The following is an 11,950-nucleotide window of genomic DNA, read 5'->3' on the forward strand; positions in this document are numbered from 1 at the left end:
GATGTTGGTGGTTGTGATCGGGAATGCCTCGTACAAGTACCCATGTTCAGCGCTTCTCCGATTGTTTCCCAGCAAACAAGGCTAGTTCGGGAAAGGGCTAAGCGCGAATCATCCCCCTGCCATTCGTCGATGCAAGCAGCGTATGCCCAGGCTGGCTCAAGCCGCGTAACCGCTCGTAACTTAGCGACACTTGGGTCGAATTAGGTGCTATGAAAAGGTATAACATAACAGAGCCATTCAGGAGGCACCCTTATGCGCAAAATCCCAGTGACAGTTCTGACCGGCTATTTGGGCGCGGGCAAGACCACCCTGCTCAATCGCATCCTCTCCGAGCAACATGGCAAACGCTATGCCGTGATCGTTAATGAGTTCGGCGAACTGGGCATCGACAACGACCTGGTGGTGGGTGCCGATGAAGAAGTGTTCGAGATGAACAATGGCTGTATCTGCTGCACGGTGCGCGGCGATCTGATCCGCATCATTTCGGGCCTGATGAAACGCCTCAATCGCTTTGACGCGATCATTCTGGAAACCACCGGCCTGGCCGACCCGGCTCCGGTGGCGCAGACCTTCTTTGTTGATGATGAGGTGCGCGAGAAAACCGCGCTGGATGCGGTGGTCACGGTTGTCGATGCCTTTCACCTTCCCAGACAACTGGCCAATAGCCCGGAAGCCGCCGAGCAGATCGCCTTCGCCGATGTCGTGCTGCTGAACAAGGTCGATTTGGTAAGCGCAGAGCAGCTTGCCACGCTGAAACAACTTATCGCCGGAATCAATTCGTTTGCCAAGATCCTACACAGTAATCATTGCGATGTAGCGCTGGATCAGTTGCTCGACCTCGGCTCCTTCGATCTGGAACGGATCATGTCAATCGAGCCCGGCTTCCTCACGGAAGACCATGCCCACGAGCATGACGACGCGGTGAAAAGCGTTTCGCTGACCACCGACACGCCCCTCGATGGCGATAAATTCGATGACTGGATCGGGACGCTGCTGAGCACCCAAGGCACCGACATTCTGCGTTGCAAAGGCATCCTCGACCTAGACGGCATCGATCAGCGCTATGTTTTCCAAGGTGTGCATATGCTAGCGGACGGTGCCCTGACGCAACCGTGGGGCAGCGACGAGCCACGCCAGAGCCGCCTGGTGTTTATCGGACGCAATATCAATGAGGCAGCCCTGCGCGCCGGATTTGCCAATTGCCAAGTCCTGAACCATGACTAAAACCCAGTCGTTTATCGAAGAGCTAGGCGAAGTCTGGCAACTGACCGACTACGTGGTAGCCTGCTGTTTCGATGGTGCAGGCAATCTTGCAGTCGCCCAGGGTGACGGCACAGTGTTTGTCGTGCCCGCCGATGGTCAAGCGCCTTTGACCACTCAGGCGCACACCGGCGCTTGCCTGAGCCTATGCGCAGCACCAGGCCAAGGCTTTCTCAGCGGCGGCGATGATGGGCTCTTTTTAGCCATCTCAGTGGACGGCAGCATCGACCAGCTCGGCCATTATTCGGGCCGCTGGATTGAGCACGTGCAAAGTCACAGCAATGGATTGATGGCCTGCTCAGCAGGTAAACAGTTGCAGTTGATCAAGCCCGACCGCAGCACCTTGACCATTGAGCATCCAAGCACCGTTGGTGGCTTAAGTTTTTCCCCCGATGGGCGCCAGATTGCCGTCTCGCACTATGGCGGTGTCAGCGTGCATTGGACATTGGTCAGCGATGCCAAACCTAAGGTTCTGAAGTGGACGGGGTCGCACCTGGCGGTGACCTGGAGCCCAGATGCCCGTTTCGTACTGACCAGCATGCAGGAAAACTGCATTCGTGGCTGGCGTCTGAAAGAGCCACAAGACCTGCACATGAGCGGATACAGCAATCGAGTGAAGTCCTGGTCATGGCTACACGGCGGACGCTGGCTCGCCACCAACGCGGGGAATTGCGTGGCCTGCTGGCCGTTCAAGAAACGCAGCGGGCCAATGGGCGAAACGCCAATCACCCTGGGCTTTCGTGAGAATGGCGTGGTCAGCTCAGTTGCGGGTGACCCGATGCTGCCATTGGTCGCAGTCGGCTTTGAGGACGGTCTGGTGTTGATTGCCGAACTTGATGAGAACTCCACCACAGAACGCGCCGTGATGATTAAACCCCCAGGTAACGGTGCAGTATCGAGCATGGTTTTTGCGCCGGATGGCACGCGCCTAGTGATCGGTACGGCCGAAGGCTTTGTCGGTATTATGCCAGTGGCGTGAAAACGCCCACATCAAGGATCAACACATGCTTTTGAGTAAATGCGAGCAGGCCGTCAGTGAGCGTCAGTTGACTGCTTGCCTGACTCAGGCTTGCGAAACAGGCCAAGCGGAAATAGTGGGGTTTGTCTGGCTGACTCATCAGTTGGATTACTACAATTTCCCCTCCAGCCTAATGGTGACTTGGGTTTTCGACACCCAGATCATGGAGAGCACGCTCTTGCCAATGGCCAGGGCGAACGCATGGCTGAACTCACCGCCGAGGCGTTTAGCGAAGCAGGCATTAGCGTCAGCGCGGTGTCGGCTCATCTGGCTTTCGACAGTGAAGAGCAGTGCCAGCGCGTTGATGCGGGTAACTGGCAGCAACGTCTGGCACGCAACCATCGGGCTAGGAATTAAAACGTGGCTAAGGACATAGAGAATCCGTGTATTTCTGTTTGCCAGCTAAGTGGCGAACTATGCCTGAGTTGTGGGCGCACCAAAGAAGACATTCTAAAATGGAAACGGATGAAACGCCCAGAGAAGATGGCCGCAGTACAACGCGCAACGCTGCGCCTGAAAAATCTGCAAAAGAAGAATGCATGACTCTTGGTTATTAATTTCCTCCGATAAATTTAAAGAGGTTGCGAGAAGTAGACCGAAATATCCGGACAACGTTCCGACATCAGTTTAGGGCTCACGCCAATCTAGTCGTGGGCGCTACGGAATGTAGTGGCCGTTTGGTAAAAGTAGATTCGCCCTTGTTGACGGCAGTAAGGGTGAAAAAATATGCTAATAGCTTAGCATTGCAGGATTGATTCCTCTTTAACTTAACCTGAAGGAATTCACATGTCTCGTTTAGCTGAGTTTCGTAAGCTTGAACAAAAATTGGCTGACCAGCTCGCAGAGCTTGAATCTATGAAAAGTAATTCAGGCCTGAAAAGAGAAATGGAATTTGAGGGTAAACTTCGAGCGTTGCTTGGCGAATACAGATTTAGCTTGAAGCACATTATTAGTATTCTGGATCCAGAGGCTGGCCGTGGATCCTTGATATCAATAGCTGCACCTGTAAAAGCAGTCCGTAGAGCTCGCGTTGTAAAAGTTTACAAAAATCCAAACTCTGGTGAGCTGATCGAAACTAAGGGGGGAAACCATCGGCGATTGAAAGAATGGAAAACCGAATTTGGTGCGGATGTTGTGGAGTCGTGGCGTACTCATTAGAAACTATTGACTACTAAGGCTCTGCAAGGGCTCTAACGAAATGGTCAGCCATTCATTAGTACCCCGTTATATCTAAACGGATCGGGGTTCTCACTTACTTGAAGGAACCTTCTTGTGGGTAACTTGGAGCTGCTTAGCCTGGATATTGGAAAAGAACCTTTCATCTCATTGGGCACTATGCAAAAGGCCATGAAGTACTATGCAGCAAATTGATCACCATCGTTTGCTTGCGTTCGCAGCCAAACTAAAGTCCAGCACCATGATGATAGCGTCCTGTGGTCCACACTGGCTTGCCAGGAAGTTCATGTTCTTCGGGCGTCAAGCTAAATTGATTGCACCCTGTATGTGAAACATAAACGCTCCATAAACCCCGCCTAGTCAAAGGCGGGCAGAGCGTTTAGCCATACACCTGGGGCGTGCAGTTCCATGGCAGCAGCGCTTCGTAATCCTCAACTGATGTCGCTTGCGGCAACCGCTCAATGTGTCACTGGCCGAACAGCAGATCGCCTGGTACCGAGGGGGCAAGCCATGAGACATTTAAGCCCAAAAGCTCGGCGCCTGTTAGCCGCTACAGCATTCGTATTCGGCGCGTCAGCATTCGCAGCATAGGGAATCAATGCCACCTCCACCCAGCTCGTGACGGACAACCGCAGCCAGCGATCAATCAAGCTTCTGGGATCGGCCAATGGCGACATGTTCCTTTCAGCGATTGACTTGTTGAACAGCCAGAAATTGCGCTATACTTGAACTTTAAGGAAAAGTATTGCCACGTTCTCAACTAAAGCCTTGGAGTACGTTGCAGCTGCTAGAAACAGCCTAGCGGGTGGTGCCCGATCCTGCAGCGCCGATGCGAACACCACCTGCGACGGCATGCATTATTACCGAAACGAGCGCCCCAGGGCGTCTAGGCTCACGGCGATAGACGGTAAGCGCTGGCTGCTAAGGGCCAAGGTCTGGACATCGTCCGCAGTGTTTTGTGCGATGGACTGCACAGACTGCAAGTGCTCGACAATCTCGAAACTTGCCGCGGCCTGTTCTCGGGTAGTCTTCGCGATGCGCCCGTTTATTTCATCGATCCGGGATATATCGATGCCCACCGCGCGCAACATTGCTGCTGCCTGTTGGCTGTCTGCAACGCAACGTTCCACGCCCTGATGGCTGTCATGCATCGCCGCGACGGCTTTGCTGCTACCTTGCTGCAGGTCTTCGATGATCTTCTTGATTTCCCGGGTGGAAATGGCCGTTCTCTGCGCCAGACTGCGGACCTCATCTGCCACGACGGCGAAGCCCCGGCCTTGCTCGCCAGCACGGGCGGCTTCAATGGCCGCGTTGAGGGCCAACAGATTGGTCTGGTCAGCGATGCTGCTGATAACTTCTAGAACAGTACCGATTTGTTCCGCCTGGCCCGCCAGAACTTTCACTGTTTCGTTCGTACCCTTAATACTCGTTGACAGCTGAGTGATCTCAAGTTGGGCACGATTGACGCTTTCCTGGCCCTTGGTAATTTGTGCATTGGCTTGGCAGGCATGTGCGACGGCGCGCTCGACATGCACACTGATGTGCCCCATTGCGTCGCCCATTCGTTGCATAGAGCCGGTCATTTGCGCGATCTCCGTCAACTGGTGTTTGGCGCCTTTCTCGAGTGTATCGCTGGCCGTGGCCAGCTCCTGGCTCAGTTCACCCAGGCCATGGGAGTCGCGCACGACCCCATTCACCAACCCGGTAATCTGCATCAAAAATTGATCGAAGCGATCTGCCAGCGAGACGTGCATTCTGGCCTGGGCTCCCTCACTGGCACCATCGGTGAGCTGCGTGGTGGCCGTCAGCATCTTGTCCAGCATGTCCTGGCTCTCGACTGCTTCTGCCTGACTATGCAGGGCTAGATAGAGCAGGGCTGCCGTTTCCATGACAACATAAAAGGCATGCACGAACACCATCGTCCAGTCGCCATGATGGTTCATCAGATAGACAGGAAAACCCTGCTGTTGCAGCGCTTGAAAAAGCAGGTGGTGAATCGCGATGGTTGCCGCCGCGACCACGATCGGCAGCCAATCACGGTAAAAGGTCAGCACCGCCAGCAACGCAAAAATACCGAAGTGCGCTTCAATGATCCCCTCGGCCTGATTGATATGCACGGCTGCCATGACCATCAAGCCGAGCCCCACACAGCAGCGCATCAGCCGCGTACCGCCCATTACCCGATACAGCAGCGTCAGTACCAAACTGGTCCCCCCGCCGATCACAAACGCCTGGATAAACGTGCCGTGCCAAAATGCTAGGCCAATAGCAAAGAAGAACATCAGCCAAATCAGGCTTAACATGATTCTGTCGGCTTTACGGTAGTGCTCATAAAAACGGGGAATGGACGACATATACGCTTACTCCAGGTGATCGCGCCAGCATCGCTAGCAAAGGGCACTAAGGGAATCGTTGAACAGCGAATTAGTTAAATGACAACCAAAAAAGCAGTTTTCGGCACTCTCACGTCATATTTGAGGGGAGGCTGTAAAACTGAATAGTAAGCATGGACACCCATTCACGGCCCTCAAAAGTGCTAATAATTTTGCGTGATGCATGTCAACACATGAGACGACGAGTTTGCGAGGCAACGTTCCGGCCAAACCAACCCTACGCAAGTCGATGTCGAGGATCTCTTTGATGCGGCCAGGTCGAGGTTCCAGCACCACCACGCGATCAGACAGATAGACTGCCTCTTCAACGTCATGAGTTACCAGCACCGTGGTTATCGGCGTGCGCTGGCGGATTGCGTGCAACTGATCCTGAATGCTCTGTCGGGTCAGCGCGTCCAGAGCTCCGAAGGGTTCATCCAGCAGCAGTAACCGCGGGCTGGTCACAAGGCATCGAGCAATCGCCACCCGCTGGGCCATACCGCCAGATAGCTGATGCGGATAGGCGCGGCTAAAGGCCTTCAGGCCCACCAGTTCAACCCACGCGGTAATTCGCTGCTGTTTCTCATCACTGGACAATGCTTCGCTAGCCAGGGCCAGGCCGATGTTTTCTTCTACGTTGAACCACGGGAACAGGCGGTGCTCCTGAGACACGATGCCGCGCCCGCCGCCAATGCCACGCATTGGGGCGCCGTCGATCTGGATATCGCAGCTGAACGCTGGGTCAAGGCCGATAAGCATTCTCCGTAAGGTGGATTTGCCACAGCCACTTGCGCCGATAATCGCGAAAAACTGGCCATCGGCTATGTCCAGACTCAGGTCGTGTATGGCTTCAAAACTGCCTTTGGCCAAGTTGAAAGACTTGCCGACATGGCTCAGGCGAATGGCAGGGCGCAGTGAACTGTTCATTGGTATCTCCAGCGTGTCGCGCGTTGTTCCAGGCACAGGCCGAGGTGGTTCAGGGCGCTGCCGGCGATGCCGATCAACAGCATGCAACTGAGGATGAGGTCAGTGCGTAGAACTTGTTGAGAGCCGATCATGAGGCTGCCGATACCGCCGTTGGACGGCATGAAATATTCAGCGCCGATGGTGCCGAGCCAGGCGTAGATAAGCCCGAGGCGCAGACCATTGAAAATCGCCGGTGCCGCACCTGGCAGGATCAGCCAGCGCAGGCGTTGGAACGGGCTCAAGCGCATCACTTGGGCGGCCTCGTGCAGAGGTAAGCCACCCCACGGTAAGTCGCGATGAATAACGGAAAGAACGCTGCCATGGCGACAAACGCCCATTTGGCCGTTTCACCCAGACCGAACCACGCGCTGAGCAGCGGTACCCACGCGAAAATCGCGATCTGGCGCAACGCGCTGAAACTTGGCCCCAACACGCGTTGAGCCAAAGGCAGTGTGCCTAGCAGCAGACCGAAGATGACCCCGGCCGAACCGCCCAAAGTCAGCCCGCCCAGCGTCCGGCCCAGGCTGGTGCCAAGCGCCAGTGGCAACTGCCCGCTGATAAGGTCGTCGAACAGTGTGCCTAGTACGTTCGGCAGTGAGGCGACCAACTGTGGGGCCAGCCACGCCTGCCAGGTTGCGGATTGCCAGAAGATCAGCAGCCCGACCGGCAGCAACCACGGAACCAGGCACTGCCAACCGGTTCGCGCGGTGCTTTTCAGCAGTTGCGCCAGCGCCGCATGGGGCCATAACACCCAGCGCCGATCCAGCCAATTGATGCCCCGGTCCATGCACGCACCCATGATGCCGATGACCAGAATGCAGACGAACACGATGTCCAGCATGAACAGCTGTCTGGTCCAGACCATGAGGTAACCGATGTCCTCACTCGACGCCAGTAGTTCCACGGCCAGCATTGCCGACCAGCCTGCCGACAACGCGAGGCGTACGCCAGCCATGAACGATGCCGCGGCGGCGGGCACGACCACTCGCATGATCAAGGTGGGGTTAGGCACCTGCAGCACCGCGGCCACGTCACGCAATCGGGGTTGCGCATCACGTACACCGGTCAGTGTGTGCAGGGGCACGGCTACGATCATGGCTTTGATCAGCACCGCCAGCTTCAAGGTTTCGCCTATTCCCAGAAACGTCATCAGCAACGGGATCCACGCCAGCGTCGGGACCTGCGCCAAGGCACTGAACGTCGGCAGCACCAGGCGTTCGGCGAAACGGCTCGCGCCGAGCCATGCTCCAAGCACGGCGCCAGCAGCGATGCCTGCCACCAAGCCCGCCGCGAGGCGGCCGAGGCTGATGATCAGGTTGCGCCATAATTCTCCAGTGGCCAGCTCGACAGCGCTTTGCCAGACCATGTCTGGTCCAGGTAATACCTGCTCACTCATCCAGTGGCGATCGGCGGCGCCCCACCACATGATCAGCACCAGCAGCGGTGCCTGTGTTGAAATGGGGTGATTACAGTTGTGGGGAACATGGTCGACCTGAAAAGGCGGTAAGCCGGATATTGTCCATTGCGTGGCGCGGTAAGCGGCAGCGCAAACCGCGAATAATTTTTATGCGTGGCATGCAATAGCGCGCGCAATGCAGCCAAGAGGACAATCCCTTGACCCCATGGGTGGCTGCCTTTGTAGCCGAACGCGCTTATGCCGTAAAATTCCTTATAGTCCTAAAAGCTACGCTAAATGGAATATACCTTTGCCTGGGCTTTTGAACTGCTGGCGGATATTGATCATACTGACGTCGCTGTTGATGAGCGATCTGCCTCAAGCGAGGGCCTCGATCGGCCATGGCATCGCCGTGGCAAGCAAGGCGCAGCCCGCAGCGCCAGAGTCATTGGAGTGAAGACACTTTGCCAGCGGCGTGTTGCGCCTGACGGACCTGAACTACGCAACGTCGGCCGACAACCCGACCCTGCCCCTGGATCTCTATCTACCGCCCAAACCTGACGCCGCAAGGCCTTTGATTGTCTATGGCACGGCGGCGGCTGGTCGGCAGATCATTCACGAGTATCGGGTGCCTTTGAAGATTTCCCGGCGGTGCTGGCTAACTTCGCTGCGCAGGGCTACGTCGTGGCTTCGGTCAATTACCGGCTCAGCGGCGCGGCGATATTCCCGGCGGCGCTCGACGACTTACGCGCCGCGATGCAGTTTGCACGCCCATCATGAGCTGTACGCAATCGACGTAAAACGCGTCGCACTGTGGGGCGGTTCGGCGGGGGCACAGTTGGCGGCGCTCGCAGCACTGGATTATTCGCCACAGGCCATCACTCAAAAAACCGAAATAAAAAACCCAATGTGCGCCACGGTGCTGGTCAGCTGGTTTGGTCTGTTCGACTTTGCCGGTGTGCTCGCTCGACCGGACTTAGCTGCCATTAATCAGGCTGCCCGGCAGTACCTCGGCTGCCCAGGCGACTCCTGCCCGACGCAACGCGTCAGGGATGCCAGCCCGATCAGCCACCTTGCCCACGTGCCGACATTGCTGATTCACGGCACTGCTGACCGGGTTGTGCCGTGGCAGCAGTCGCAGCAAATGGCGTCTGCCCTGAAGCGTCAGCAGGGGCAGGTCGAGCTGTTGTTATTGCCTGATGTGGGCCACAGTTTTGTGGGTCGTGACCAACCCGCGACGCAGGCAGCCAACTATCGGGCGCTGCGGGTCACTGAACGCTTTCTGACTGATCATCTTTAGGCAGCCCCCAGGCAATCAAGCCCAGCAACGGCAGGCAACTGGCGTACTCAAAGGTGCTGATCAGGCCCCAGTGATCGGCCAATACGCCAAGGCCTGCGGCGGCGATGCCGCTGATGCCGAAGGTCAGGCCGAAAAAACCGCCTGCCACCAGGCCTATGCGCCCCGGCAACAGCTCCTGAGCCATGAGCAGAATGGCCGCGAACGCCGAAGCAATGATGACCCCCACCAGTACTGACAAACCGACGGCTGTCACCAAGGGGACGTGCGGCAACAGCCCGGCGAACGGGCAGGCACCGAGTATCGACAAGGCGATCACCCGACGCCTGCCGATACGATCCACCAGCAGTCCGCCCAGTAATGTGCCCAGGGCGATGGCGAGCAAGAAAACAAATAAGTACAGCTGCGCGTCCGGGATGCTTATCGTGAACCGCTCGATCAGAAAGAAGGTATAGAAGTTGGCGACGCAGGCCAGGTAAACGTATTTCGATATCACCAGCAGGATCAGCAACAACATGGCCCGGGCTTTTCTACCGCGTGGCATCAGGCCAAGCACCGATGGCGCAGCCGTGTGCGTAACCGGGCGCTGCAAATTTGCCACCACGCCCTTGCGCAGCAACATGAATACGCCCAGCGCCAGGACTGCTAGACCGACTGCCAGGCTACCCAAGGGTATGAAGAGCAGGATGGCCAGCAGTAACGGTGCCGCCGCCGAACCGATGTTGCCACCCAGTTGAAACACAGACTGGGCCAGCCCCAATCGGCCGCCAGATGCGGCGCGAGCAGCGCGCGACCCTTCCGGGTGGAAGATCGATGAGCCAAGGCCGACCAGCGCCGCCACTAGCAGGAACTCTACAAAGCTGCTCGCATTTGTCAACAGTAGCATCCCCGCCCCCATGCAGCCCATCGCCCATGGCAGCAGTTTTGGGCTGGGATGGCGGTCGGTGTACCAGCCCACCAGCGGTTGGCAAATGGAGCCGATCAAATGGAATAACAGCGTGATCAGGCCCAGCTGCGCATAGCTCAACGCGAAGCGGGCCTGCAGCGTGGGATAAAGCGAGGGCAAAACCGCCTGGAATAGATCGTTGAAAGCATGGGCGACGGCAATTATCAGCAGCGCGGGAGCCACACGGGCGTGAGCGGCGAGGGCGGGCACAGCGGGCAGCAAGGGCATAAGGCAGTCAGGCGAAGGGTCAGGATCGGCCAGTAGATCGCAACCTCGATGGCTGGGCCAATGCATTTGGCTCAACTTATTTTTGCGTGTTTTACATAACCTCTAGGCAGCACGTAATTACTCATTTATGCCTTTAAGGAATAACCAAATCCGGTTTTAGTATTTATGGCTGACGCGATGGCTGTGGTTAAACGTCATCGCCTGCTGCCCAGACAGGGTCGGCAGTCTTCTATGGAGTTGGAAACCAAACATGCCATCGCGCCCTCATCTGCTTGCTTCGCTGCTGTCGGGTCTTGCTCTGAATCTGACCCTCACACTGGGCCCTTTGGCCCCTGCACTGGCTGCGCCGTCATCGGTGCAACTCAATATTGCTGTGTCCGATATTGGCGCCGGTGGATCGCCTGCCGGTGGCGGTCTGGTTGATGTGATCCATGCTCAACAACGTCTGGAAAAAGCGCTCAGTGCAGATGGCGTCGAGGTCAAATGGCACTTCTTCAAAGGCGCTGCGCCGTTGATCAATGAAGCCTTCGCCAATGGCCAGGTGGACATGGCCTACCTTGGCGATCTGGGCAGCATCGTTGGTAAAGCGGGCGGGCTCGATTCCCGAGTGGTAGCCGTTGCCGCCCGAGGTGTCGCCCATTACCTGGCGGTGCCGGTCGACTCACAGATTCAATCGATGGCTGACCTCAAGGGCAAGCGAGTAGGGCTGTTTCGCGGTACCGCCGCACAGTTGTCGTTCATTGGCGCCTTACAGACTGCAGGGCTGACCGAGAAGGACATCAGCGTGATCAACCTGGACTTTGCCGCCGCCAGCGCTGCACTGGCCGCCAAACAGATTGACGCCACCTGGGGCGGCATCAACGTGCTGGCGTTGCGTGAGCGCGAACAGGCCAGGGTGCCCGTCTCGACTCGGCACCTGAATGGCGCAGGTGAGTTGGCTGGCTTGTTGCTCGTCTCGCAGAAAATCATCGATCAGCATCCGCAGTGGGTCGACAAGATAGTTCAGGTCCAGCGCGAAGCCGCTGCCTGGGCAAGCGATCCACAAAACCGCGATGCCTATATTCAGCTGCTCGCTGATCAGGCGGCTTATCCGGCCAACTTACTGCGTGCCGATCTCGAAGATGCTCCGCCGCTGTCAGTGCTGTTGTCGCCAGAGCTGACCCCCGGCTTTACCGCGCAACTCAAGCAAGCGATTGCCAGTGCCATGAACGCTAGGTTGATCCGTCGCGACATAGGCGTGGAGCAATGGCTCGCACCGCAATTCCTGCAGCACAGTGCCCCTTGATCAACC

At 56.9% G+C, this 11,950-nt stretch carries 9 protein-coding genes and 2 pseudogenes; 7 read left to right on the forward strand and 4 right to left on the reverse strand.

The features are described from left to right. Nucleotides 1-252: 252 nt before the first annotated feature. The 5 genes and pseudogenes from V6M90_RS27740 to V6M90_RS27760 all read left to right on the forward strand — a co-directional run bounded on the left by V6M90_RS27740 (nt 253) and on the right by V6M90_RS27760 (nt 3,436). Nucleotides 253-1,224 (forward strand): CobW family GTP-binding protein, encoded by a 972-nt coding sequence (locus V6M90_RS27740; protein ID WP_332847461.1) that lies wholly within the window; start codon nt 253-255, stop codon nt 1,222-1,224. Continuing rightward, nucleotides 1,217-2,239: a WD40 repeat domain-containing protein gene (locus tag V6M90_RS27745; RefSeq protein ID WP_332847462.1), complete on the forward strand. Its 1,023-nt coding sequence runs from the start codon at nt 1,217-1,219 to the stop codon at nt 2,237-2,239. The genes V6M90_RS27740 and V6M90_RS27745 overlap by 8 nt, the downstream gene beginning before the upstream one ends. Before the next feature lie 25 nt (nt 2,240-2,264). Then, nucleotides 2,265-2,635 (forward strand): annotated as a pseudogene (locus V6M90_RS27750) (hypothetical protein). 3 nt (nt 2,636-2,638) lie between these two features. Beyond that, the gene (locus V6M90_RS27755) at nt 2,639-2,821 is read left to right on the forward strand and encodes a DUF1289 domain-containing protein (protein ID WP_332847463.1); all 183 of its coding nucleotides are present in this window, start codon (nt 2,639-2,641) and stop codon (nt 2,819-2,821) included. 243 nt (nt 2,822-3,064) lie between these two features. Then, nucleotides 3,065-3,436: a histone-like nucleoid-structuring protein, MvaT/MvaU family gene (locus V6M90_RS27760; protein WP_083236389.1), complete on the forward strand. Its 372-nt coding sequence runs from the start codon at nt 3,065-3,067 to the stop codon at nt 3,434-3,436. A gap of 878 nt (nt 3,437-4,314) precedes the next feature. Here the strand turns inward: V6M90_RS27760 and V6M90_RS27770 are convergent. The 3 genes and pseudogenes from V6M90_RS27770 to V6M90_RS27780 all read right to left on the reverse strand — a co-directional run. Continuing rightward, complete coding sequence (locus tag V6M90_RS27770; protein ID WP_332847464.1) at nt 4,315-5,808, reverse strand: methyl-accepting chemotaxis protein; 1,494 nt, start codon at nt 5,806-5,808, stop codon at nt 4,315-4,317. A gap of 114 nt (nt 5,809-5,922) precedes the next feature. Beyond that, nucleotides 5,923-6,753: an ABC transporter ATP-binding protein gene (locus V6M90_RS27775; RefSeq protein ID WP_332847465.1), complete on the reverse strand. Its 831-nt coding sequence runs from the start codon at nt 6,751-6,753 to the stop codon at nt 5,923-5,925. Beyond that, nucleotides 6,750-8,236 (reverse strand): annotated as a pseudogene (locus tag V6M90_RS27780) (ABC transporter permease); the annotation flags it as partial. The gene V6M90_RS27775 and the pseudogene V6M90_RS27780, both read right to left, overlap by 4 nt. 427 nt (nt 8,237-8,663) lie before the next feature. Here V6M90_RS27780 and V6M90_RS27785 point away from each other — a divergent pair. Next, the gene (locus V6M90_RS27785) at nt 8,664-9,488 is read left to right on the forward strand and encodes an alpha/beta hydrolase family protein (RefSeq protein WP_332847466.1); all 825 of its coding nucleotides are present in this window, start codon (nt 8,664-8,666) and stop codon (nt 9,486-9,488) included. Here the strand turns inward: V6M90_RS27785 and V6M90_RS27790 are convergent. Then, complete coding sequence (locus V6M90_RS27790; protein ID WP_332847467.1) at nt 9,457-10,659, reverse strand: MFS transporter; 1,203 nt, start codon at nt 10,657-10,659, stop codon at nt 9,457-9,459. The two genes, V6M90_RS27785 and V6M90_RS27790, sit on opposite strands and share 32 nt — an antisense overlap. A gap of 250 nt (nt 10,660-10,909) precedes the next feature. Between V6M90_RS27790 and V6M90_RS27795 the strand changes: the two genes are divergently transcribed. Then, a complete protein-coding gene (locus V6M90_RS27795; RefSeq protein WP_332847468.1) occupies nt 10,910-11,944 on the forward strand; it encodes an ABC transporter substrate-binding protein in 1,035 nt (344 codons plus the stop codon). Nucleotides 11,945-11,950 lie beyond the last annotated feature (6 nt).

Source organism: Pseudomonas lactucae, assembly GCF_036688725.1.
Classification (GTDB): Bacteria; Pseudomonadota; Gammaproteobacteria; order Pseudomonadales; family Pseudomonadaceae; genus Aquipseudomonas; species Aquipseudomonas lactucae.